We start from the raw sequence: 23,690 nt of genomic DNA on the forward strand, positions 1-23,690 counted from the left end.
CTCACGCTGGCGATGACCCAGCAATTCTCGCCCGCTGCTCATCCCACAGCGCCGGCGGATCAACCGCCAGATCAAACAGCGTGATGTGATTCGGCAGTGCGTCGTCGAGGATGGCCGCCACGATGTCGGGTGCCAGCGTGGTCAGGTTGACCATTCGGCTGACGTAGCTGTTGTCGATGTTCTCCCGCGTGGCGATCTCCTTCAAGGACTTCGCCTCTCCTGATTCCAGCATCGCCAGCCAGCGGTGGCCACTGGCCAGCGCCAGTTGGATGGAGGTCGGTGCTACGTCCCACGGTCTGACCGGCGCGGTTTCGCCGTTTGGCAAGGTGACCAACTTGCGGCCACTGCGGCGCTTGATCTGGATCGGCACGGACAGGGTCAGCCTACCGTCGCTGGTCTGCAGGATGTCCGGCTCGCCGGTCTTCTGGATGCGGATGTCGCTCATGCCAGCGCCTCAGCTTGTTGCTCGACCGGCTCGGGACGCAGTTCCAGCACCAGGCGCTCGATGCCGTTGGCGCGCAGTCGCACCTCGAGGTCATTTGGCGACACGATCACCTTCTCCACCAGCAGCTTGACGATCCGGGTCTGCTCCGCTGGGAACAGTTGATCCCAAATCGCGTCGAGCCGGGTCATGGCCACGGTGATCTTGGCTTCGTCCAGGGTTGGGTCCAGCTTGATCGCTTGCGGCAGCATATCGCCGAGCAGATTCGGGGCACGCAAAATCGCGCGCAGTTGATCGAGTACCGCCGACTCCAGTTCTGCGGCGGGCAGTCGCGGCAGACCCGAGGCACCGGCGTGTTCCTTGGCGTCGCGCTGGGGCACGTAGTAACGGTAGCGCCGGCCATTCTTCTTGGTGGTGTGCCACGGCGACAGCGCACGGCCGTCGTTGCCGAACACGATGCCCTTGAGTAAATAGGGAACCTTGGCCCGCGTCGTGTTGCCCCGCACCCGGCCATTCGTCTCCAGGATCGCGTGGACGCTGTCCCACAGTTCGCGGCTGATGATGGGCGGATGCTTGGCCTGGTACCACTGGTCCTTGTGACGTAACTCGCCAAGGTAGGTCCGGTTGCTGAGTAGCTTGTAGATGTGGCCCTTGTCGATCGGTCTGCCCTCGCGGGTTTTGCCGTCTTGCGTAGTCCACGCCTTCGACGTTACGCCATCCAGTTTCAGCTCCTTGACCAACGCCGTACTGGAGCCGAGTTCAACGAAGCGCTGAAAGATGTGCCGGATCAGTTTGGCCTCGCGTTCGTTGGGCACCAGCCGGCGGTTCTCGACGTCGTAGCCCAGCGGTGGCACGCCGCCCATCCACATGCCCTTGCGCTTGCTGGCCGCGATCTTGTCGCGGATGCGCTCGCCGGTGACCTCGCGCTCGAACTGGGCGAAGGACAGCAGGATGTTCAGCATCAAGCGGCCCATCGAGGTCGTCGTGTTGAATTGCTGGGTGACCGACACGAACGACACGCCGTAGCGCTCGAACACCTCGACCATCTTGGAGAAGTCCGCCAGGCTGCGTGTCAAGCGGTCGATCTTGTAGATGACGACCACGTCATCTTGCCGGCCTCGATGTCCGCCATCATGCGGCGCAGCGCCGGACGTTCCATGTTGCCACCGGAGAAGGCCGGATCGTCGTAGTCGTCGGCTACTGGAATCCAGCCCTCGGCGCGCTGGCTGGCGATGTAGGCGTGACCGGCGTCGCGCTGGGCATCGATGGAGTTGTATTCCTGGTCGAGTCCTTCGTCGGTGGACTTGCGCGTATAGACTGCGCAGCGCATGCGGCACTTCAAGACTTCGTTCATCGTCCACCTCCCTTCTTGGTGGACGGCTTGGTCTTGGCATTGGATGGCGGCCTGAGCCCAAAGAACAGAGGCCCCGACCATCGCATGCCAGTGATCTCGCGGGCGATCATCGAAAGGCTCGGGTACATCCGGCCTTCAAAGTCGTACTGGCCATCGGCGGTCGCGATCACCCGGTACTCGACGCCCTTGTATTTCCGGACCAACACGGTACCGGCGGCTGGACGCTCGGCGAAAGCGGCTGGGGCGCCGGCATGGATGCCAACCTGAAGCGGCTGGGCGCCGTCGTCAGCCTGTCGGTCAAAGACCGCGATCTGGCCACACCACCTGCCAGCCCGGTTAACGGCGACCGTTACCTCATTCCCGCTGGCGCAACCGGCGTCTGGAGCGGCAAGACCGATCAGATCGCGGCGCGCATCGCGGGCGTCTGGGAATACCACATCCCTAAAGTCGGTTGGCTCTGCTTCATCGAGGACGAGGCAGTGCTCTCGGCCTACAAGGCCACCGGCTGGAGTCCCGGCATCGCCATCTGATCGCTTTCCCCTGAACCCCGAAAACCCGCCCGAGTGGCGGGTTTTGCATTTCTGGAGCCCGCCCTATGACTGACCCACAAAAACCCGCACTGGTCGACAGCATGCTCCTCCTGCGCAAGGAGGACTTCGAAGACCTTCTGGATCGCGCCGCCGAACGCGGCGCCAAACGTGCCCTGGCCGATGTTGGCTTGGACGGTGACGACGCCGCCCACGACATCCGCGAACTGCGCGGCCTGCTCGATGCCTTCAACACCGCCAAGCACACCGCGTGGCAGACCGTCATCAAGATGATCACTACCGGATTCCTGCTGGCGTTGGTGGCGGGCGCCCTCATCAAGTTCAAGGTGTTCGGAGGTGGCCAATGATCGAGACCCTTCTCGGTGGCTTGCTCGGCGGCGCCTTCCGCCTGGCGCCCGAACTCCTAAAGTGGCTCGACCGCAAGGGAGAACGTGGCCACGAACTGGCAATGCAGGACAAGGCGCTCGAATTCGAGAAGCTACGCGGTGCTCAGCGCATCGAAGGCGGTGCCGACTGGGGTGTCGCGATCCTCCACGCATGGACCGAAGCTGATCAGGCACTGTGGGCAGGCGTGCTGAACTTCTGGTTCCTCGGGCGCGTGTTTGATCGGGTGAGGCCATGAGCCAGATTCCCCAGGCAGCCATCGCCCTGGCGAAGCGCTTCTAGGGATTCCATCGTATTCCGAGGTCAGATCCTCTGCGCCGGGCCCATCCCTATATCTGCCCGGCCGGCTACTGGACGATCGGCTACGGGCGTCTATGCAAGCCGGACCATCCACCGATCAACGAGGAAGAGGGCGAGACCTACTTGCGTCAGGATCTGCGCACGGCTCTCGCCGCCACGCTGCGCTACTGCCCGGTGCTGGCCGCCGAGCCAGAGGCGCGACTCGCGGCCATCGTCGACTTCACCTTCAACCTCGGCGCAGGGCGGCTTCAGACATCGACCCTGAGGCGACGGATCAATCAGCGGGACTGGATCGCTGCAGGGCAGGAACTGCGGCGATGGATTTATGGCGGCGGAAAAGTGCTGCCAGGGCTGGTAACGCGACGAGAGGCTGAGGTCGCCTTGCTACTTCGCAACGCTTGAGCCGAAAGCGCGCAGAAGAGCTTGGCTTTACCGCCGCACAGCGCGTTCATGTCATTCCCGCAACGGAGAAATGCCGATGACTAACAGATACAAGAAGGCCGTGATCGAGGACACCGTTTCTCACGGCATCGACGAAGACGAACAATCCAACCTGCTCGATCTGTTCGAGTACGCCATGAAGTCCACCGCGACGACCCTGGCTCGCGAAGCCAGATTCGACACCAGCGACTTTGCGACGGCGAAAGAGCGCAACTGTGAGGGCTTTCAGCTGACGCTACAGCGTCTGACCATTGACGGCCGAGACTTCTGGCACGGGCGGTTCAGCAGAGCCGAACAGCAACTCACCGTGACTGGGTCTCTCGAATAGCCTCGCGGCTACTCGGCCTCTTTTGTCACGTCCCAGTCGGCCAGCCGTGCTTCGCCGGTCTGGTAGAACTGCTTCACCAACTTCACGTAGTCGAGAAAATCCCGATTCTCCGTGGCTAGTCGGTTTGCCATATCCCAATCGATCTCATCCCGTTCCCGGGCTGGAATCAGCACCTGACTTTCCGCCGGGTTGTCGGCATCCAGCTTGATCAGGCCGATGCCGTGAGCCGCGAACAGCATTCGCAGCTCCTTCAATGTGTCCTGCCCCTCGATCTCGGCGGCCACCAGGTAGCCAAAGTTGGACCACGAGGAGTTCGAGACGGACTGGAAGAAGCACTCTCGGACATTTGACCGGTTGATTAGCAGCTTGACCTCGAACGACCACAGCTTGGTGCGCTTGTCCGAATACTGATTCACGCAGTCCCGCACCTCCTGGTGCCAATCGGCGCCCAGGTCCTCCATGCCCACCAGATCCGGGTAGAGCCAGCGGTTACCGTTCGGGCCGCGCTTGTTCGATGAACGTTTCTCGTCGATGCGCTTTGAGTACACCCCAAACTCTTCCCACAGATACAACGACAGCAGAGGGTACATCGCGTGCTCGCCGAGCTTGGTATCGTTCATGTCGGCCGTGGGCACGACGACCGCGCTCTCTGCTGCCGCCACCTCGGCACTGTCTGATTTTTCGGAGTAGTAATACTTCCGTGGGCGGCCCTCGGTCGTCTTGAGCTCTGGATGCTTCTTCTGCAAGCGCGGGCGCTGCGAGCTGATCTCCGCGACGAGCTGCTGCACCAGATCAGCATCCGACTTGATGTAGTTGCCCTGGCTTTTGGCCCGCTTTTCCTGACACTCCTCGGGGAAGGTTTCGAATAGCCACTCCGCAATCTGCCGCGCAGTGAATTTCTGCTCTGCACGATCTTTCAGGAAACCGACCACTGCCTGTCTTAGATTCAACGCCATGCTCTTCCTCCCGGCTTATCTCTTGGCCGCTTCCGTCAACAGGTCGCCAACTGAACGCGCGACCACATAGCGTGCCGGATTCTCGCCAACTGCCAGCGCGTGGAAATGCGCCTTGCCACATTCGATCTTGGCGCTCTCCTTGTCCCGCAGGTCATCGGTAAACAGGCTGCTCTTGGTTTCCACTACGAAGTAAAGACGCTGCGCGCCGTCTTCTTCCACCAGCACGGCCCAGTCGGGGTTATAGCTACCTAGCGGGGTTGGCACCTTGAACCAGCCTGGTAGCTTTGCATACAGCTTGATCGCGTCGTTTTTCTCCAGCGCGTCGGCAAAGTCTCGCTCCGTCGTCGAGTCGTACACCACATGCTCGTAGATCGACTTTCGGGTGTCCATCAGCATGTTCTTGAGATAGCCAGTGAGCTCTTCTTTGTCGAACAGCTCCTGCGCGTAGACGTGCTGGTCGCCCAACTTCTGGTACTTGATGCCGTCGACCAGGGCCATCCGTTTGCATCGATTGATGGTCTCGGCAGCCAGCTCGATGAACTGCTGCGGGTTACGCTTGAAGTCGTCCAGGCGCCCACTTCCGGTCAGGATGCTGGTGATCGTGCGGCGGGTCAGATGGGTTCGATCCTGCAGGTCCGTCAGCAAGTCCGGCAGCTCAATATCCGTTTCATCCAGCACCACCGTCGCTGCACCCGCTTTCTCGGTCGCTTGAACGCCCGCCTTGCCAATGGCGATATCGGCCTTCCGCCATTGCAGGCGCGCTTTGGCAATCACAGGTGCCTTTTGCAAGGCGCTGATGCAATCGGTGATCAGCTTGGCATTGTCAAATTGCACGCGATAGGTGGTCTGATGCTTGATGCGATCCCACAGCGCCTTGAACTCGCCACTCAGGTATATCGCCTTACCATCCTGGCCTTTGCGCAGTGGAACCTGTTTGCGCTCATCGGCATTCTTGATTTCCAGGCGACCCGACACCTTGCGTAGTACCTCGGCAATCTGGCCCTTCTGGGCATCAAACTCGGCGGGTAGCACCAGGGCGCCTTCCTTGAGGGCTTTTTTCAGTGAATCCTGCACCTTGCCCTTGGCGTCAATGTGGCCGGCGGCCTTCAGATGCTCCCATAACGCCTTGGATTGATCGACGCCTAAGGGGACGATCTTTCCGTCCGGTGCCGTCACGGCAATTGCGGCAAACTGGTGATGCTCGACAATGCCAAAACGTATGCCGGTATCCGCCTCGATCTCTTTCTGCAGGTTTTCGGCGAATTGCTCGTAGTTCTCCGTCGCCACTACGGTCAGGGTGTTGACCTCGAAGCCCCGCACACGCTCACCGTGCTGATTCACGCACAAACGCAATCCGCGGCCGATGGTCTGACGACGTTCGCGCTCGGTCTGGATGTCCCGGAGGGTGCAGATCTGGAACACATTCGGGTTGTCCCAGCCTTCCTTCAGGGCCGAATGGGAAAAAATGAACTTCAGCGGTGTAGCAAAGGACAGTAGCTTTTCCTTCTCCTTCATGATCAGGTTGTAGGCGCGCTCGGCATTCTCGCGGTTGCCCGCATTGTTCTCTGCGGTATCAGTCCAGCCGCCTTTCTTGTCGATGGAGAAATAGCCGTTGTGCACATCCTCTGCGGCGGCGTCCAGGTCGATCTCGGCGAAGAGGCTCTGGTAGGCCGGCAGCTTGGCGGCACGCCGATACTCCTCTTCAAAGATGCGCGCGTAGTCACCTTTGACCGGATTGCCGTCCGCGTCGTACTGGCGGTACCTGTCCACCGCATCGATGAAAAATAGCGACAGCACCTTGATGCCCAGCGGTCGCAGGCGCTTTTCCTTGTCCAGATGCTCGCGAATCGTGCGACGGATCATTTCGCGCTGCACGGCCAGCGCATCCACATCACCGTGGGCTTGACCCGGCTTCAAGAACACTTCTCCACCGGGGTAACGCAGCTCCATGAACTCGTCGCCCTTGGCCGTGTTGATCTCGCCGACGCGAAAATCGGCATAGATCGGACGCTTGGCAAGTTGCTCCAGGTCGTCGCCATCGGATACGGCAAGCTCCTGCCGCTTCACACCGCTGGCGGTGGCTACATCCAGTTCGACCCTGGCACTGATGGTCCCGCGCTTGTTGGCCACCGATATCAACCGCACGAAGGGCTTGTTGTGCGCATCCTCCACCGTCGCCGAGGCCACCTCGATCTGTTTGACCAGTTTTCGCTCGTAGGCATCGACTGCGTCGAGGCGAAACACCATGTGATGCTTGTTCACGTGGGTCGCGGAATAGCGCAGCGTGCAGAGTGGATTCATCGCATCCAGGGCCTCTTTGCCGCGCCCCTCGAGGCCACCATCCACACTTTGGGGTTCGTCCACGATGACGATGGGCCGGGTCGCCTTGATCAGGTCGATGGGCTTCTCGCCGCCGGTCTTCTCGCTGTCCTTGTAGAGGTTGTTGACGTCCTTCTTGTTGATGGCGCCCACTGTCACCACCATGATCTGGATGTTCGAGCTGGTGGCGAAGTTGCGCACCTGCCCGAGCTTGTTGGAGTCGTAGAGGAAGTAGTCGAAGGGCACCCCGGCGTAGAGCCCCTTGAAGTGATCCTCGGTGATCTGCAGGGTCTTGTAGACGCCTTCCTTGATCGCGACCGACGGCACCACGATGACGAACTTGCTGAAACCATAGCGTTTGTTCAGCTCGAAGATGCTGCGCAGATAGACGTAGGTCTTACCGGTGCCGGTTTCCATTTCCACGGTGAAGTCGCCGGACGCCAGCGCGCCGGATGGGGGCAGACCACCCCGCAATTGAATGTCCGCTAGATTCTTGTGCAGCTCATCGTCCAGCAGCGTCAGTCGGTTACCGACACCCAGATCCGACTCGGCCATGCCCAGCGTCATTTGCTCAGGCTGGGTCCCGGGAAACAGATCCGACCCCACCGGCATCGGCGCCTTCATCGTCACCGTGAACTCGGTGCGGCACACCTCCTGGCCACGGAACAGGTCGCACACGGCCTCAATGGCCTGCATCTGGTAGTCGAGGTTGGGCTCGAAGTGAAGTCTCATAGCGCCCCCCTCATAGACTGCGCACGTTCTGGATGCCGTGCTGCTCCAGAATGGCGGCGAGGTTGGTCTTGGCGACATCGTTTTCAAAGGCGCTGTCGCGGAACACGCAGGTCGTGTCACCGGCGGGCGCCAGTTCCTTGTGCCAGTCGATAATGCCTTGGGCCAGCGGCTCTACCTGCTCGCCGGTAATCTGCTCGGCCAGACAGGCCATCAAGACGCCGCCACCCACGGCATGCACCTCACGGCCCGCGATGGTGCGCTGCTCGATGGGCACGCACAGGTCGAGGCCTAGCTTGAGCAGCAGTTCGTAGAGCACGTCCGCCTCAGAGCGACCTTCGAGCAAATGATCCTGATGGTCGAACAACGAGGCTTCCAGATCGGCCGGATTGGGGTTCCAGGCGCGGATGTTGGAGTGGTCGAGCTTAAATACGCGGAAGCCGGTATCGCCAGCAAACAGCGGGTTGTCGGCTTTGATCTTGGCGGCGGCGCGGCGGATGCGCTCTTTCGTAAGCTCAGCGATATTGCGAGATACGCCCAGCTTGTCACAAAGCGCTGCTCCTCCCTTCTGCTTCTTTTCGGTTGGATCAAGTGGTTCGGGAAGTTGGACGCATATGCAGCGCCGAGACTGACCATCAATGGCGTTCTGATGCATGACCGCTTGCGCCATGGCGCCGGACCCGGAGAACAGATCGAGGATTATGTCGGAGCTACTTGCCCCCAACAGAACGCAGGTTCGCATGAACTCGATGGACTTCGGAAAGTCGAACGCATCACCGGGCAGTAGTTCTTTCAAAGCTCGCTTACCACTGTCGCTTGAAAACTCGCCCCCGAACCAAACAGACTTGGGCTTTGAGGTGCGCTCAATCGCGCCCTCATCATCCTCGTCCTCTTCTTCGATATCGTCATCAATGGCAATTGACGTATCGAGGTACAGGCGATGCTCTACGTCCAACCGTCCACTTCTATCCGAGCGCTTTGGGTGCATCCAGTCGAGGTGTTTACGAACTTTGTCGATACCCCATCGCCAGCGCCCTTCGGAACCATCACCCCTCAAAGGCACGATCTCGATGTCGGAGTCAGCCTGTCGTTCAAGATAGCAACGCCCCGATGCCTCATCCCAAAAAATAGGAAAGTACATGTTTGGGCGGTCTTCCCGCCGATCCGGGCCACCGCGTTTACGCAGATCACGTAGGGCGTACTTAAAGCCTTTCTCGTCGGTGTACTTGAACGCTGCTCGCTGCTCTTCGGTCAGCGGCAAGCCATTCGACTGGAAGGACGGCCCAGCGTAGATGACAACATACTCGTGACAGGCGGCGACATGCTTCTTATCATTCCGCCCCTTCATGTTATTGACGACGCTGACCGTGGCCACGAAATTTTCTTCGCCAAATATCTCGTTGGCTACAGTTCGCAGGTTGTTCAGTTCCCTATCGTCAATGGAAATGAACACTACTCCATCGCTCTTCAATAGAGCGCGTGCAAGTTTCAATCGCGGATACATCATATTCAGCCAGTCGGTATGAAACCGCCCGCTGGCCTCGCTATTGCTGCTAATCTTCTGTCCGCCTTCCACCTGCCCGGTCAGCTCCAGATAGTTCCTGATGTTGTCCTGGAAGTTATCCGGATACACAAAGTCCTTGCCGGTGTTGTACGGCGGGTCGATATAGATCAGCTTCACTTTGCCGGCATAGCTTTTCTGCAGCAGCTTGAGCACTTCGAGGTTGTCACCCTCGATCATCAGGTTCCGGGTGGTGTCCCAATCCACACTCTCATCCGGGCAGGGGCGCAGGGTGCCGGTGCTCGGTGTCAGCGCCAATTGCCGGGCGCGGCGCTTGCCGTGCCAGTTGAGGCCGTATTTTTCGTCGGCATCGGTAACGGTCTGGTCACCCACCAGCGCCTTGAGCACATCCACGTTCACCGCCGTTCCGTTCGGGCCTTCCGTAATGAGTTCCGGGAACAGGGCCTTGAGCTGCTCGATATTGCCCGCCACCAGGTCGGCGGACTGGGCCTCGGGACTGTTGATGTCGATTTTTTTCATGATGGTTCCTTAATCAGTCTGCCAAAAGGCGTCTGCCTGCCAGTTGTCCGGCAGGCCCATCGCCTGTTTGGGTGTTTCCGGGAATTCATTCAGTAGCTCGGCTAAACGCTGGTGCCAGCGGGTATGCGGGCTGGCCTGCTGCATCAGGTGGTGCAATATGGCCAGCACCACGGCAATGCGGGTGTGTTGGCTGCCCCGATGCAGGTAGCCCGGCCAAGGGAAGTTCGCCTGTTTTGGCTGCTCGGGCTTGATGCCCAGCTCACGGTTCCACAGCCGGGCATGGTGGGCGCAGATGTTACGCACCACGGTCAGGGTATGCAGCCAGGAATCCAGCAAGGGGGCTGGTGTTGCCAAACGATGGCCAATCGCCTTGCGGTCGCTATCCTTAGCCAGCCCCTGGTACAGATGAGACAGTTCACCCAGGCTCAACTCTTCGAGCATGGCCCAGCCGGGCATCAGGGCGGGTGTGTTATAGGTCAGGGCATAGTGACGGGCGTAGCTTTCTTGGGCACGCCGTTGCTTTAATGCCGTTTTACGCGCCGCGTCGGCAGGGGCGAGCCGGTCGATACGCTCCACCTCGCGCTGGTAGTCCTGCCGGGCTTTTTGTTGTGCGCTCTCGATCGTGCTCAATAAGCGGGGATAGTCGTAGTGGGTTTTAAACAGGTCACGCCGCAGATACCAGTGGGCGCCGTGCGCTGGCCCCATGTGGTTGGAAATAGCCGCTCTGGCCGCGACTTCAGCCCGTTCTATGGCATCCATCACCAACAGTCGCAGGCGGCGGTCGAAGTCGTACAATTGACTGAGCTGTCGAAAGCCGGTACCGGCCAGAAACGCATGATCTGGGTTATCCGCCACCTGAAATGGCCGCATGTAGGGGGTAAGACGGAAAAAGCTGACGGCCTCGAGAAAGTGTGCTGCTCGAACTTCATCGCGGATGATCAGGCCACGCGCTTTAAGCAGGGCCAGCTGTTCGGCAACGGTGGTGGCGGGTTTGGTGAATGGCTTCATCCCACCACCCGCTTTCTATAGGCAATAAAAAACCCGCACGATTTGAGCGTGTCTGCCGAGGCAGCCATAGGCTTGGCGGGTGTATTGATTGGAAGTATAGGCAATGCCTGCCTACAGCACAAGACCGGCCGGGCATAGATTTGCTGGCGTGGAGTCACAGATCCCCCCCTGCGGCCGCCAGTTCGGCCTGCACGCGCTTGAGCCTCAGGTTCAATTCGACCTGACGTGCCAGTTGTTTTTCTTTTGCCGCTTGCGCCCGAAGGCGGCTGACCTCGGCCTCAAGCCGTTCACAATTAGCCAGGGCCCGCCGACGCTTTGCGGCCTGTTCCGGGGTTGTCGGGACTTGGTAGCTGCCCGTCAGCCGAGCGGCGAGCAATGCCTGCACGCAATCTACCCAGCCTTGATAGAGGGCGTGCAGCGTAGCCTGGGGTTGGCGCGTGACTGACAGCGACTGGATGAACGCATTCTCCACATCGGCAACGGCCGTGGGATCGAGGTGAGAGGAACCGGAAACATGGCCATCGGACAGCGAGGTCGACGCTGTGTTTGATGTTGGCACCGCTACCGTTACTGATATTGGGCTGCCGTCGAGCACTACTTTGGCGGCCTCGTTCTGTGCCCAGCGTTTGTGGGCCAGCGACAGGGTCAACGATTGCCCTCCCATCTGTGGTGCTACCAGCAGCAGCACCGGATAAGGCACGGCTCGGTGTAACAGCTCGGCGAGCCGCGAGTGACTTGCAGGTTTAACGACACCCCGCACAGTCACTGCCAGCACAGCGATCTCCAGGTACTCACGCAGCGTATCCCGGTAGTCGGGCACACCGATGGTGTTGGGCTTGAGCGCAGCGATCCATTGGATCTCTTCGATGGCCTCCGTGATCAAGCGCTTGTCTGCCGCCGTGGCAGCACCATTCTCCAGCAGCAATTTCTTGGGGACGCGCTGATCCACCCGGCAACTCTCGGGCAAGCGCAAGGCGTGGATAAGGGTTTGCGCCGAAAGGGTTGATGCGGGGCTGACCGTCATGGCGTCTCGCTCTCCGGCAGGATCACCATAAACGCCACCACCTCGAAGTCATTGCTGCCGGCGAACTCACCTTTGATGGCGTGGGTGCCACCCGGCGTGAACAAGCTGGCGACGGCGCGTTCCTCGTTCTTGCCAGCGACCGAAGCGACCGCTGAGGCAAGCAGCTTCTGGGCATGACGCATGTCTTCCCCCTGCCTCGTCGCCTTGTCGAACCGGGCACAGGCGCCCGTGTCGGGAGCTTCGCGCCCGAGCGCCAGACGCTTGAGGCGATCGAGGATGTGCTTGGCCTGGGGGTAAGGCAGCAATACGGCGCCGTCGTCACCGACATGAACGAGGTAATGCGGTGCCAAGGGGTAGTCAGACTCTTTGGCTTTGTTGGCCGCCGGACCACAGGCTTGCAGGCAAAAGATCGCGCCCGGCGGAATATCCGCATCCAGGGTGGTCGTGACGGCATAGGCGCCGAGCGGCTGGGTGTCGAGTTTGCCGGGGTGCGCCTTCAGGTACTGAGCCAGATCGATGCGGAAGTCGGTCAGGGTCAGGTCGGTAATCGACACCCCGGTGGACAGATCCTCCATGTCGATGACCGTGTCCTGCAATTTGAGCAGTTGCTTGCGCCGGTACTCGAGATCGTTCATCGGGTTGCCGGATTGCTGCTCGATGAGGTTCTCCTCACCCGTGGCGGAGATGTCGAGCAGCACCATGCGGCCGCTGACGCGCTGCTCCAGGTTGATGTATTCCTCCAGCTCCATGTTCGGCCAGAAGTTGACCAGCTGGATGCACTGGTTGGGTGAGCCAATACGGTCGATCCGGCCGAAGCGCTGGATGATGCGCACCGGGTTCCAGTGGATGTCGTAGTTGATCAGCCAGTCGCAGTCTTGCAGGTTCTGGCCTTCGGAAATGCAATCGGTGGCAATGAGCAAATCGATCTCGCCTTCAGCAGCGAGCTCTTCGGGGCGCTCCTTGGCACGCGGGGCGAACGCCGACAACACGCCGCTCATGCTCTTACGCAAGCCGGGCACGGTGGTCTGAATGCCGGCGCTGCCAGTTACTAGCGCGGCGTCAATGCCCAGCGTGCTTTTGGCCCAGGGAGCGAGCTGCTCGTAGAGATAGTGCGCAGTGTCCGAGAAGGCAGTGAAGACGATGATTTTCTGGTTGCTCTTGCCATCCAGTGTGTTGATGGGGTGGCGGCACTTGTCTTCGATCATCTGGCGCAGTGCGGCCAGTTTTGCGTCACGGGTGACATCGACTTGTTTCGCCGCCGCCAGCAGTGTGGCCAGCCGGTTGCGATCCTCGATCAAATCCTGCTTCCAGCGAATCAGGTCAACGTCACCGAGCAACACCTTGACCTTGCGCCCGACGAGCAGCGCCTCAAAAGCCGGATCGTCTATGTCTACATCGGCAATGTCGATTTCTTCGAGCTCGTGTGTGTGCGATTCAATATGGGCCAGCGTGGCTTCCACATCCCCGAGCTGCCTTTGGACCGTCAGCGCGAAGGAGGACACTGCGCTTTCCATGCGCTTGAGCACATTGACGCGAAGCAGGTGAATCAGGCTCTCTTCGCGGTCCACCTGGCGGAAGAAGCCCTCGCCGCCGCGGACCTGAGTGCTGTACTTGGCGTCATAAGCCGCCTGCTTGTGTGGCAGGACATAGCGCAGGGGCGCATAACTGGCCAGAGTGAGGCGGCGGATTTCCAGATTGATGTCGCGGATGGCGCGGAATTCGCCGGCGAGGTCAACATCCGCTTTGATGTTGATTGGCGGAAGCCGATTCGGGAAACGGCCAGTCTCACTGGTGCCATAGTATTTCTCGATGTGCCGCCGCGAGCGGGCAATGGTGAGGTGATCCAGCAGCGTGAAATAGTCGAAACCCAACATTTCAACCAGCTTCGAAGGCGTTTTTTCGGACTCATCCATCGCCAACCAGCGGTTGAACTGGGCCTGGGCTTTGCGGGTGGTCGACTCGATACTGGCGATGCCGTGCTCCAGCAAGGCCGTGTCATCGCCTTCGGTGACAAAGGCGATCTGATTGCGCAAGTCTGCAAGCCGGTTGTTGACCGGCGTGGCCGACAGCATGAGGACGCGGGTCTTGACCCCTTCCTTGATGATCCGACGCATGAGCCGGTCGTAGCGCGACTCCTTGCCCTTGTGTGTCGCCTTGTTGCGGAAGTTGTGCGACTCGTCGATCACCACCAGGTCGTAGTTGCCCCAGTTCACGTGCGACAGATCGATGTCGCCGGAGGTGCCGCCGTCCCGTGACAGATCGGTGTGGTTCAGGACATCGTAGTTGAAGCGGTCCGCCGCGAGAATGTTGCGCTTGTCGTTGGCCTTGTAGAGCGTCCAGTTGTCGCGCAGACGCTTGGGCGCCAGCACCAGAACACGATCGTTGCGCAGCTCGTGGTATTTGATGATCGCCAGGGCTTCGAAGGTCTTACCGAGGCCGACGCTGTCCGCGATGATGCAGCCACCGAAGCGGTTCAGCTTGTCGATGGCGCCCACTACGCCATCACGTTGGAACTTGAACAGCTTCTTCCACACCACGGTATTGCGGATGCCGGTAGCGGACTTGACGATTCGGTCCTCGTCCATCTCGTCACCGCTATCACGAAACAGGTGATGCAATATCAGTGTGTAGACGGTGAACGGATCGCGGTGCTCGCCAATGGCCTGCAAGGCGCTGATCAGTGCGTCTCGGCCGCTTGTTGATTCCCCCGACTGCCCTTGCAGGCTCGCCCACTGTTGATCGAACCACCGGGCGAGTTGGGCTGCCTCGTCGGCGGATTCAGATGCCTGGATCAGGCTCAATGGGTTACCGGGCGTTAGTCCAAGGCCGGCGGTACTGAAGGCAAGCGATCCAAGTACCACTTGCTCAGGTGTGGCGTCAGGCGTGCGCATGACCACAGCGCCTTGTGGCACCGGTCCCAGCGCCCGCCGAAGGTCCACCTTCCGACTTATCCAATTCGCACATTGATTGGCCAACCATCGCGCTTGCAAGCGATTGCGTGCGGCACGATCGCCCTCCGCGCCGAGGAACTCGAGCGCCCCGTCGTCAGGAGACAGGATCAACTGGACCCGATCAAGGACTGACAGCGCTTCGCGCATTTCAGCGAAGGCGTAGAGAGAAAACGAGGGCGTCACGCAGCCGAGCTGATTGCCGTGCTTGAGATGCGGCCGGATCAGATCGATGACTCGGTCTGCGCCGGTGTTGTGGATCAACTTCATGGTCGCTCCCGTTCAGTCATCTATCGACGCTTTTGCATTCGTCTGCGCAAAGCCCGGCGCCAAAACGGCGCTACGCACACCGTAAATAGCAAGGTGGTCTTTCAACCAAAGCCGGTATTCATGGCCGCGCAGGCTGTGGTCCGGGGAACAGTCCACACTCCATTTGCGCAGGATGTATCCGACAGTAGAAGCGCGCAGATTCATCCGCAGCACGCCGTCGCGCATGCCGTAATCCATCTCGGTGATCTCCGGCCGGGGTTGATCCGGGTGCGGCACCAGCTCCAGCTCGACGATCCGGGTCCACTGAATGTCCTGATCGCTCATCTCGTGGGGCGCCACTGGCTGCCCCTTGAGCACCACCGGGCGCTTGATCCGGGTGATGACGAAATCCCGGAACTCTTGGGATTTCCGGTCGAAGGCGCGAACGTGCCAACGGAGGCCGTTGTCGATCAGCGCGAACGGGACGATCTCCCGCTCGGTGCGGCCACTGGAGATGGAGTGGTACTCGATGCCGAGCGGACACTCCTGGTGGATCGCACGGGTCACGCTCGCCAGCACATCCAGATCCGGATGCGTGAGCCGTGACGGGCTCTCGCTGGCTACCCACGCCTTGAGCCGCATCGGCTCACCATCGCCAAAGCCCTGGGTCAGCCACGACAGCACCCGCTCTGGGGGAAAGTCGAATACGGGCCGGAAGTCCGGCCCCAGGACGTAGGACTTGCCCTTGGGGTCGTAGTTGATGTTGCCCGGGGCCAACTCCTTGTACAGCGCCAGATCCCTAGATGCGGCGGCGGACTGGATGCCAAACCGCGTGACCAAGTCCTGACGGCGTATCTCCCCAATGAAGCGCACGCGCAACTCCACAAACGCGAGCCGGTCGCGTTGTGGCTGGGTTAGATCTGCAAGCTGTTCGTTCGACATCCTGGCTGGCTCGTTCGGGTTAGCGAATGCTTGTACGGGTTATTGCGGAAAGTATATGGTCTGCCCTAGAATCTGTCCATGACTCTATTTTGATTTGTGTGTACGTCGTCTTGTGATAACCACATGGTAGTGACCCGCCACTTTGGAGCACGGGAGTGAAAGCAGACAAAGCCATCGCGACCTACCGGCGCATGCGGGCGCAACCGTTGTGGCGCCTGCTTGCCTCGAACACTGGACCTACCGTCATTGGCCTGCTCCAAGCCCATCTCTACGAGAGCGAGCGGAGCCTTCCTGCCTCCATTTTTCACGAACGAATCGCAAGGGATCTGGAAGAGCTGCGCGCACATGGCGAAGACTTTCCCCAAACCGCACAAGCGTATGTCGCCAGCTGGCTTGCCGATGGGTACTTGGAGCGACGCTTCCCGGCTGGGGCTTCAGAGGAGGAATATGAACTCTCCACGGCCTCCGTCGAAGCCATCCGATTTGTCTCTGGCCTGGAGCAGCCGCACTCAGCCGCGACCGAAAGCCGCCTGACGCTTGTTATCGAGGCGCTGGCCCGGCTTGCAGAGGACACCGACACCGATAAATTCCGCCGCATCGACCGGCTCATGGCAGAGCAAGCCCGAATCGACAAGGAGATAGACGCCATCCAGAAGGGGCAGATGCGCGTGCTGCCCCATGCAACGGCGTTGGAGCGTACGCGCGAAATCATCACGCTGGCCGACGATCTTGCGGGTGATTTCCGTCGTGTCCGCGACCAGTTCGATCAGCTAAATCGAGATCTCCGTGAACGCATCATGGACAACGATGGCAATCGGGGCGACGTGCTGGATTCGCTGTTTGCCGGAATCGACCTGATTTCAGAAAGCGACGCGGGAAGAACTTTCGCTGCTTTCTGGCGATTGCTAACGGACCCACAGCAGGCCGCCACACTTGATCAGGCTCTCGATAGCGTCATGTCGCGGGAGTTTGTAGGTCAGCTCGAAGCCAAGGAGCGCCGATTCCTACTTCGGCTGACACGAACCCTTCTTGAGCAGGGCGGCATGGTCCACGAAGTGCTCCAGACGTTTGCCCGCAGCCTGAAGCATTTCGTCCAGAGCCGTGAATACCTCGAGCAACGCCGACTCAATCACCTTCTGAAAGACGCTCAGCGAGCAGCACTCGCTCTGAAGGACGAAGTCAGGGCCACAGAAACCCTACAGTACACGCTTGAGCTCACGAGCAGCCGTTTGCGCTCCTTGTCTCAATGGGTGCTGTACGACCCATCCCTACAAGCCTTGCCCGGTCAAATGGCGGAAGGTGACGCCCCACCAATCGACCTGGAGTCTGTCAGCGAACTGGTCGCCCAATCCGAGATCGACTTCCGAACATTGAAGGCCAACGTCCTGGCTGTCCTGGAGCAACGGTCCCAGGCATCCATTGCTGAAGTGCTGGAGCAGTTCCCCGCTGCACAGGGTTTGGGCAGCGTCGTCGGCCTGCTTGCATTGGGCAGTCGGCATGGTTTCAAAGCCGACCATAGCGAAACCGTAGGCTGGGTTGGAGGCGACGACGAGCTTCGTAGCGCCCGAATTCCAAAGATCTTCTTTTTGAGGGAGCGGGCCAATGAACTGGTCTGAGAACGACGAAACGGCGATGCCAGCCGAAGCACAAGCACCAGATCCTGCGCAGGAATCTGCCGCCCATCTTTTCATGGGTGACAGCGGCGAGTTGGCGCTGGATACCCGGCGCGCCCTGGTGCAGCTACTTGCGGGACCTTCGCTCGACGGACGTCGACATCCAAAACTCTGGCCGATACTAGTGCGAGACGAAGCGGTGATACGTCGGCGCCTTGCCGAACTGTTTCTCGAACTAGTCATCGACCGGGACGTACAAGTTGCCTTCACCCGCCAGGCAGATACCGGCGACCTCGAAGTGCCACTTCTGCTGCGTCGCGCGCAGCTGACCTTCATTGACTCCATTCTGCTGCTCCACCTTCGCCAGCGATTGACCCAGGCAGACTCGCAGGGCGACCGTGCCGTGGTATCGACGGACGAGATGATGGAGTTTCTTACCCTCTATGAGCGAGCTTCCAACACCGACCGCGCGGGATTCGCGAAACGGGTTCATGCATCCATCGAGAAGATCAAGAAGCACAGCATCCTCCAGAAAATTCGCTCGAGTGAGGATCGCTTCGAGATTTCGCCCACGTTGAAGCTCCTCTTCTCAGCAGAGGAAATACAAGCTCTTACCCACTTGTATCAGCGCATGGCTGCCGGAGAGACGCCAGGGCAACTGGCTCAGACTGAGCCTGATGAGGAGGCCGACCAATGATCTCGGAACCCCAAACCGCCTCCTTGTTCGCCCGGGAACAGTTCCGGATGGCTCGCCTGCAGGTCTACAACTGGGGCACTTTTTCTGGCCTGCATGACGTACCGATCAGCGAACGAGGCTTTCTGTTTGTCGGTCGATCGGGGGCTGGGAAATCGACTCTTCTCGACGCTTTTTCGGCGTTGCTGGTGCCACCTCGCTGGATCGACTTCAACGCTGCCGCGCGCGAGGCTGACCGCAGCGGTCGTGACCGAAACCTCGTCTCCTACGTACGTGGTGCATGGGCCGAACAGAAGGATGGAGATTCAGGTGAGATCGCCACCCGTTACTTGCGCTCGGGGACAACGTGGTCAGCCTTGGCACTGACTTACCAGAACGCATTGGGCCAGTTTGTGGTGCTTGTTCAGGTGTTTTGGCTGCGTGGTAATGCAAATGGAAACACAGACGTCAAACGCCACTACCTTGTCCTGGAGCGGGCCTTTGACCTGCGCGAGTTGGAGGACTTCGGCCAATCCAACTTCGACATCCGAAAGCTCAAGCAGTCATTCCCCGAGGCGTTCGCCCGCGACGAGTTTCGTCCCTATTGCGAACGATTCTCCCGCTTGCTCGGTATCGAGAGCGAAATGGCGCTGCGTTTGCTGCACAAAACACAGTCGGCCAAAAATCTCGGCGATCTCAATACCTTCCTGCGCGATTTCATGCTGGACAAGCCAGAAACCTTCGAGGTGGCCGATCGCTTGGTCAGCGAATTTGGCGAACTCAATGCGGCCCACCAGGCGGTAGTGACAGCTCGCGAGCAGGTTCAAACACTTGCGCCAGCGCGGGAGCAGTATCAGCGGAGAGATTCGCTGATGCTGCAGCGCAATGGCCTGGATGAGCTTCGGCTGGGGGTTGATGGCTACCGGGAAACCTGCCGCGTTGAACTCCTCAAGCGGCATATCGAGTCCCTGGAGGTGCAAGCCAGCGGCTCGGAAGGTGAAGTGAGTCGACGCCAGAGCATCCTGGATAACCACGCCACAACCTTGCGCGATCTGGAGCGACAGCACCGTGAAGCCGGCGGTGATCAGATCGAGCAATGGGAGACAGAGAAATCTGGTCTAGAAGGCCAGCGCACGGATCGTCTGCGCAAACGCGGCCAGGCTGAAGAAGCATGCAAGAAGCTTGGCTGGAGCCTCCCGGATTCGCCTCAGGTCTTCGCTGAGCTGTTGGGCAACGCGCGGCAGGAAGTCGAAAACTGGGAGCAACGTAGCAGCGAGAACCGCGAAGAACAGTTCCGCTTGGCAGCTCAAAAGAAGGACGCCGAAACCGCATTTTCGCAAGCGGTGAAGGAGGTGCAGGCACTCCAGCGCCAACCATCGAATATTCCAGCCGATATGCTGGAAATGCGCCGAGACATCGCCTCAGGCATCGGGATCTCGGAGTCGGCGCTGCCCTTTGTTGGCGAACTCATCGAGGTAAAGCCTGACGAGGCCGAGTGGCAAGGTGCCATCGAGCGCGTACTGCACGGATTTGCGCTCTCACTCCTGGTGGACGAGCGCCAGTATTCGGCGTTGGCCAATCACATCAACAACACCCACCTTGGGCAGCGCCTGGTGTATTACCGGACTGGCCGACCGGAGACGTGGCAGGCCAAGCCCATTGGTGCCAATTCGCTCGTCCTCAAGCTAAACGTCAAGGAGGGTACGTATGCCGATTGGCTGCAGGCCGAGCTACGGCAACGCTTCGATTACGCGTGCGTCGAGTCCATTCAGTCGTTCAGGAGCGCTGATCGAGCCATCACCCGCGAGGGGCAGGTCAAGCACAGCAAAACCCGGCATGAGAAGGACGACCGGAGAAGTGTCGGCGACCGACGAAACTGGGTGCTCGGGTTCGATAACCGCGAGAAGCTTGGGCTCTTTCAAGCCCAGGCCCAGGAGCTGGCTGCGACGATTACGCGTCTAGGGCGAGAAATCGAAACCCTCGCCGACCAAGACAAGAATCGTGCGACCCGAGCGATGCAGTGCCAGACCTTGGTGAATCTCCAGTGGCAGGAAATCGATGTAATACCGTTGCTAGACCGCATTTCCACCATCGAGCGGCAGATTCGCGAAGCGCGGGAAGGCAATACAGCCTTACTGCATATCAGTGAGCGGATCGACAAGCAAAAGCACTCGGTTGATCAAGCAGACAAGGACCTCCGCGATGCCAAGGTCGCGCATGACTCCGTTCTCAAGCAGATCAACGACAGCACGCAGAAGCTTGAATCCCTCCTCCAAGATGCTTTCCGGGTTCCATTGACTCCCCATCAGATCAAGGGGCTCGACGAACGTTTCACCAAGCAGTCAGACGCGATCAGGCTCGAAAGCCTCGACAAGGTAGCAACCGCTGTTGAGAGAGGTCTCAACACAGAAATCAGTGAGATCAAAGATAAGATCGGCGATTGCGAGAAGGAAATAGAAGCGCGCTTCGCCGCATTTAAACGGCAATGGCCTATGGACGCTGGCGACATGGACACGAGCCTCGCCAGCGCACCAGACTTTTTCGCCAAGTTGGTTCGACTGGAAACGGATGGCCTGCCCGCCTACGAGCAGCGATTTTTCGAACTGTTGCAGAACCAAAGCCACCAGAATCTAGCAGCGCTCTCCACCTACCTGAACGACGCTCGTAAAGCCATCCTAGAACGAATGGATCTGGTCAACGACAGTCTTGGCCAGGTGCCGTTCAACCAAAGCGTCAATCAACGCACCTATCTCCACATCGACGCCAGTGACCGGCAACTTGCTGACGTCAAGGAGTTCAAGCAGGAAATCCAGCAGGCACTTAGCCACGCGTGGACGGAGGACCACGAGTTTGCCGAGGCGCGGTTCCTGGCCCTGCGCCGACTTGTTGATCGACTCGCCAGTCAGGACCCCGAGCAAAAGCGCTGGCGCGAGACTGTGCTCGACGTTCGACAGCATGTTGAGTTCATCGGACGGGAGATCGATGAAGGTGGTGTCGAGGTCGAGATCTACCGAAGCGGTGCTGGTAAGTCTGGAGGCCAACGCCAGAAGTTAGCCACCACGTGTTTGGCCGCAGCCCTGCGGTATCAACTGGGCGGAAACGACCACGGCGTACCGATGTATGCACCCGTCGTGCTTGATGAGGCATTCGACAAGGCTGACAACGAGTTCACCACTTTGGCGATGAACATCTTTACCAATTTCGGATTTCAAATGGTCGTCGCTACGCCACTGAAGTCCGTCATGACCCTCGAACCCTTCATCGGTGGCGCCTGCTTCGTAGATATCAGTGACCGGCGAGTGTCAGGCGTCCTGCTGATCGAGTACGACGGTGACCGTCAGCGGTTGAAGCTGCCGGAGCACGCTCGAGAGGAGGCTAGCGTTGAAGCTTCCTGAAGATGTCCGACAGTTTCTCGTCCGTCGCTTTCAAAGCAAACAACGCGAGTGGCTGATTGGCGAGGCTGGCGAGAGCCAATGGCCGCTGGAAGTTCCGCTCAGCATACCGACGGAACAGGCTGCGCTGAGGCAAGTCGACGGCGTTCGCGCTTGGGTGAGCGCATGGCAAGGTTGGCAAGGAGTCGGCACCCTGTCCTGGTGTGAGCGCCGGTGGAAAGCGCTCGGCGTCCAGCGACTGCCAGAGAAACTGGCGCTACGAAGCCCTGAAGATGTTGCCTTGTGGATCGGAGAATCCGCACGGTGGGTGCGTGCCCAGTCTCGCTATCAGACGCTCACTGCTCGTTGGCCGGTACTGGCGCAGCAGTTGCCGAGGTATTTTGATGTCCTCGCCGACTACGGCGATGCCGATTTTCGTCGGCTGGCAGAGATGCTGGATTGGATCAATCTCAATCCGCAATCGAACCTCTACCCACGACAAATCCCGGTTGCCGGTGCCGACAGCAAATGGCTGGATTCTAGAAGGGGCCTCATCTCTGATTTGGTTGCGACGCTCCAGGGCGACTCGACAGGAGAGCGCGACTTTTTTAGGCGCTGCGGTTTGAGGGCACAGCCGCAGTTAATGCGCATGCGCGTTCTAGACCCAGAGCTGAGAGCCCGTTTGGGCGGTCTTGGCGATATCTCTGCTCCTTGTGAGGAGGTGGCAAGCATTGACATACGACCAAAGAATGTCTTTGTTGTTGAGAACCTTCAAACTGGGCTTGCCTTTGATGACCTGCCAGGGGCGGTTGTGATCATGCGCCTGGGTTACGCGGTTGACGTTTTGGGACAGCTTCCATGGCTACAACAGGCGCAATGCATCTACTGGGGTGACATTGATACGCATGGCTTTGCCATTCTGAATCGAGCCAGAACATACATCCCTAGCCTGAGAACTGTGCTTATGGATGAGTCAACGCTGATGAGTCATCGTGATTTATGGGTCGAAGAGAAAGATCAGCACTCTTCCACAGAGCTCCCACTACTCACCAGTACCGAACAAAAGCTCTATCAGTCAATCAAGGGAAATGCCTGTGGTCAACAAATCCGCCTCGAACAGGAGCGGATACGCTGGGATGTGGCGTGGAATGCCATACAGGCAAGTATTCGATGACTCAGGATTAGGGAAGTCAGTCGTGAGCGGAAATCGATGGGACCAGCCGGGCGTGCCCCACAAAGGATGGCACTGCGTGGACGTGGTCGACCTGCGGGCCGACGGCGAGTCAGCGGACGAAACCGATTACGCGACCTGCCAGATGTGCGGCAACGAGAAGATCCGCTACGTCCACATCATGGAACACCCGGATCTGGACGAGAACTTCGACGTCGGGTGCGTCTGCGCCGAGAAGATGAGCGGCGACTACGAGGGGCCGAAACGGCGTGAGGCCAAGTTGCGCAACCGAGCAGCGCGCCGGACCCGATGGCTGCAGCGCAAGTGGCGGGTGTCCGCCAAGGGGAACAGTTTTCTGAATCTCGAAGGCTACAACCTCGTGGTGTACCCGACAAAGACTGGTCGCTGGGGCTACAAGATTGGCGATCGTTTTGGGCCTCGAACATACCCGACAAACAACGAAGCGAAGCTGGCGCTGTTCGATGACTTCTGGATGGCGCCCCAGGATGACGAGCAGCTGTGGAGCAGTGATTGATAAGCCCCGGAGAAATGAGAAATGGCTAAACCTGCTGGTTCGATTCCTGGCGGCAGTTGGCCGGTCTGCTGTCGGACGAAAACCGCGCGCTGCTACGCCTGATGCAGGAGCGGCAGCCGCGCACCGTGCTGGAGCTGGCCGAGTGGTCTGGCCGCGCGGCCAGCAATCGGTCGCGCACCCTGCGTCACCTGGAGCGCCACGGCCTGGTCAAGCTGCACCGCAGCCCGGACACCCGCGCCGTGCGCCCGGAGGCACTGGCCACCGAATTTCTCGTGGTGCTGGACTGACCTGCCCCGCGCCACACTGAAAAGAGA

The 23,690-nt window shown here is 59.6% G+C and carries 20 protein-coding genes and 2 pseudogenes; 11 read left to right on the top strand and 11 right to left on the bottom strand.

Annotation, left to right across the window (positions count from 1 at the left end; genetic code table 11):
• Position 1 precedes the first annotated feature (1 nt).
• From sS8_RS08305 to sS8_RS08315, 4 genes and pseudogenes are all read right to left on the bottom strand, one after another.
• Positions 2-445, bottom strand: coding sequence for a LacI family transcriptional regulator (locus sS8_RS08305; RefSeq protein WP_119629249.1), 444 nt, complete (start codon positions 443-445; stop codon positions 2-4).
• A complete protein-coding gene (locus tag sS8_RS08310; protein WP_408631170.1) occupies positions 442-1,311 on the bottom strand; it encodes a recombinase family protein in 870 nt (289 codons plus the stop codon). Before sS8_RS08310 ends, sS8_RS08305 begins: the two co-directional genes overlap by 4 nt.
• Positions 1,312-1,365: 54 nt before the next feature.
• A pseudogene (locus sS8_RS29880) lies at positions 1,366-1,877 on the bottom strand (recombinase family protein); the annotation flags it as partial.
• Positions 1,793-2,002, bottom strand: a complete 210-nt coding sequence (locus tag sS8_RS08315; RefSeq protein WP_232020571.1) for a DUF2924 domain-containing protein — start codon at positions 2,000-2,002, stop codon at positions 1,793-1,795. The pseudogene sS8_RS29880 and the gene sS8_RS08315, both read right to left, overlap by 85 nt.
• Before the next feature lie 45 nt (positions 2,003-2,047).
• On the opposite strand from sS8_RS08315, the gene sS8_RS08320 reads away from it, so the two are divergent.
• The 5 genes from sS8_RS08320 to sS8_RS08340 all read left to right on the top strand — a co-directional run bounded on the left by sS8_RS08320 (position 2,048) and on the right by sS8_RS08340 (position 3,797).
• The gene (locus tag sS8_RS08320) at positions 2,048-2,326 is read left to right on the top strand and encodes a DUF2793 domain-containing protein (protein WP_119629250.1); all 279 of its coding nucleotides are present in this window, start codon (positions 2,048-2,050) and stop codon (positions 2,324-2,326) included.
• Between the two features lie 65 nt (positions 2,327-2,391).
• Complete coding sequence (locus sS8_RS08325) at positions 2,392-2,691, top strand: DUF6127 family protein (RefSeq protein ID WP_119629251.1); 300 nt, start codon at positions 2,392-2,394, stop codon at positions 2,689-2,691.
• Positions 2,688-2,966 carry a hypothetical protein gene (locus sS8_RS08330; protein WP_119629252.1) on the top strand — a complete coding sequence of 93 codons (279 nt, stop codon included), beginning with the start codon at positions 2,688-2,690 and terminating at the stop codon, positions 2,964-2,966. The genes sS8_RS08325 and sS8_RS08330 overlap by 4 nt, the downstream gene beginning before the upstream one ends.
• A gap of 74 nt (positions 2,967-3,040) precedes the next feature.
• The gene (locus tag sS8_RS08335) at positions 3,041-3,430 is read left to right on the top strand and encodes a lysozyme (protein WP_408631171.1); all 390 of its coding nucleotides are present in this window, start codon (positions 3,041-3,043) and stop codon (positions 3,428-3,430) included.
• A gap of 76 nt (positions 3,431-3,506) precedes the next feature.
• On the top strand, positions 3,507-3,797 hold the full coding sequence (locus sS8_RS08340; protein WP_119632667.1) for a hypothetical protein: 291 nt from the start codon (positions 3,507-3,509) through the stop codon (positions 3,795-3,797).
• Positions 3,798-3,805: 8 nt separating this feature from the next.
• On the opposite strand, the gene sS8_RS08345 is transcribed toward sS8_RS08340, so the two are convergent.
• From sS8_RS08345 to sS8_RS08375, 7 genes are all read right to left on the bottom strand, one after another.
• The gene (locus sS8_RS08345) at positions 3,806-4,753 is read right to left on the bottom strand and encodes a COG2958 family protein (RefSeq protein WP_119629253.1); all 948 of its coding nucleotides are present in this window, start codon (positions 4,751-4,753) and stop codon (positions 3,806-3,808) included.
• Between the two features lie 15 nt (positions 4,754-4,768).
• Positions 4,769-7,804, bottom strand: coding sequence for a type III restriction-modification system endonuclease (locus tag sS8_RS08350; RefSeq protein WP_119629254.1), 3,036 nt, complete (start codon positions 7,802-7,804; stop codon positions 4,769-4,771).
• Positions 7,805-7,814: 10 nt separating this feature from the next.
• Positions 7,815-9,842 (bottom strand): site-specific DNA-methyltransferase, encoded by a 2,028-nt coding sequence (locus sS8_RS08355; RefSeq protein ID WP_119629255.1) that lies wholly within the window; start codon positions 9,840-9,842, stop codon positions 7,815-7,817.
• Positions 9,843-9,851: 9 nt separating this feature from the next.
• The gene (locus tag sS8_RS08360) at positions 9,852-10,850 is read right to left on the bottom strand and encodes an Abi family protein (RefSeq protein WP_119629256.1); all 999 of its coding nucleotides are present in this window, start codon (positions 10,848-10,850) and stop codon (positions 9,852-9,854) included.
• Positions 10,851-11,004: 154 nt separating this feature from the next.
• Positions 11,005-11,874 carry a DUF4391 domain-containing protein gene (locus sS8_RS08365; RefSeq protein WP_119629257.1) on the bottom strand — a complete coding sequence of 290 codons (870 nt, stop codon included), beginning with the start codon at positions 11,872-11,874 and terminating at the stop codon, positions 11,005-11,007.
• A complete protein-coding gene (locus sS8_RS08370; RefSeq protein WP_119629258.1) occupies positions 11,871-15,092 on the bottom strand; it encodes a helicase-related protein in 3,222 nt (1,073 codons plus the stop codon). The genes sS8_RS08365 and sS8_RS08370 overlap by 4 nt, the downstream gene beginning before the upstream one ends.
• Positions 15,093-15,104: 12 nt before the next feature.
• Positions 15,105-16,013, bottom strand: coding sequence for a WYL domain-containing transcriptional regulator (locus tag sS8_RS08375; RefSeq protein ID WP_119629259.1), 909 nt, complete (start codon positions 16,011-16,013; stop codon positions 15,105-15,107).
• A 155-nt stretch (positions 16,014-16,168) separates the two neighbouring features.
• On the opposite strand from sS8_RS08375, the gene sS8_RS08380 reads away from it, so the two are divergent.
• The 6 genes and pseudogenes from sS8_RS08380 to sS8_RS08405 form a co-directional block, all read left to right on the top strand.
• Positions 16,169-17,629 carry a DUF3375 domain-containing protein gene (locus tag sS8_RS08380; RefSeq protein WP_119629260.1) on the top strand — a complete coding sequence of 487 codons (1,461 nt, stop codon included), beginning with the start codon at positions 16,169-16,171 and terminating at the stop codon, positions 17,627-17,629.
• Entirely contained in the window at positions 17,616-18,323 is a 708-nt protein-coding gene (locus sS8_RS08385) for a DUF4194 domain-containing protein (RefSeq protein ID WP_077729132.1), read from the top strand. The genes sS8_RS08380 and sS8_RS08385 overlap by 14 nt, the downstream gene beginning before the upstream one ends.
• On the top strand, positions 18,320-21,694 hold the full coding sequence (locus sS8_RS08390) for an ATP-binding protein (RefSeq protein ID WP_119629261.1): 3,375 nt from the start codon (positions 18,320-18,322) through the stop codon (positions 21,692-21,694). Before sS8_RS08385 ends, sS8_RS08390 begins: the two co-directional genes overlap by 4 nt.
• Positions 21,681-22,844 (top strand): Wadjet anti-phage system protein JetD domain-containing protein, encoded by a 1,164-nt coding sequence (locus sS8_RS08395; protein WP_119629262.1) that lies wholly within the window; start codon positions 21,681-21,683, stop codon positions 22,842-22,844. Before sS8_RS08390 ends, sS8_RS08395 begins: the two co-directional genes overlap by 14 nt.
• Before the next feature lie 76 nt (positions 22,845-22,920).
• On the top strand, positions 22,921-23,376 hold the full coding sequence (locus sS8_RS08400; RefSeq protein WP_197716714.1) for a hypothetical protein: 456 nt from the start codon (positions 22,921-22,923) through the stop codon (positions 23,374-23,376).
• 44 nt (positions 23,377-23,420) lie between these two features.
• Positions 23,421-23,663, top strand: a pseudogene (locus sS8_RS08405) (HVO_A0114 family putative DNA-binding protein); the annotation flags it as partial.
• Positions 23,664-23,690 lie beyond the last annotated feature (27 nt).

It is taken from the genome of Methylocaldum marinum, assembly GCF_003584645.1.
GTDB classification, from domain to species: domain Bacteria; phylum Pseudomonadota; class Gammaproteobacteria; order Methylococcales; family Methylococcaceae; genus Methylocaldum; species Methylocaldum marinum.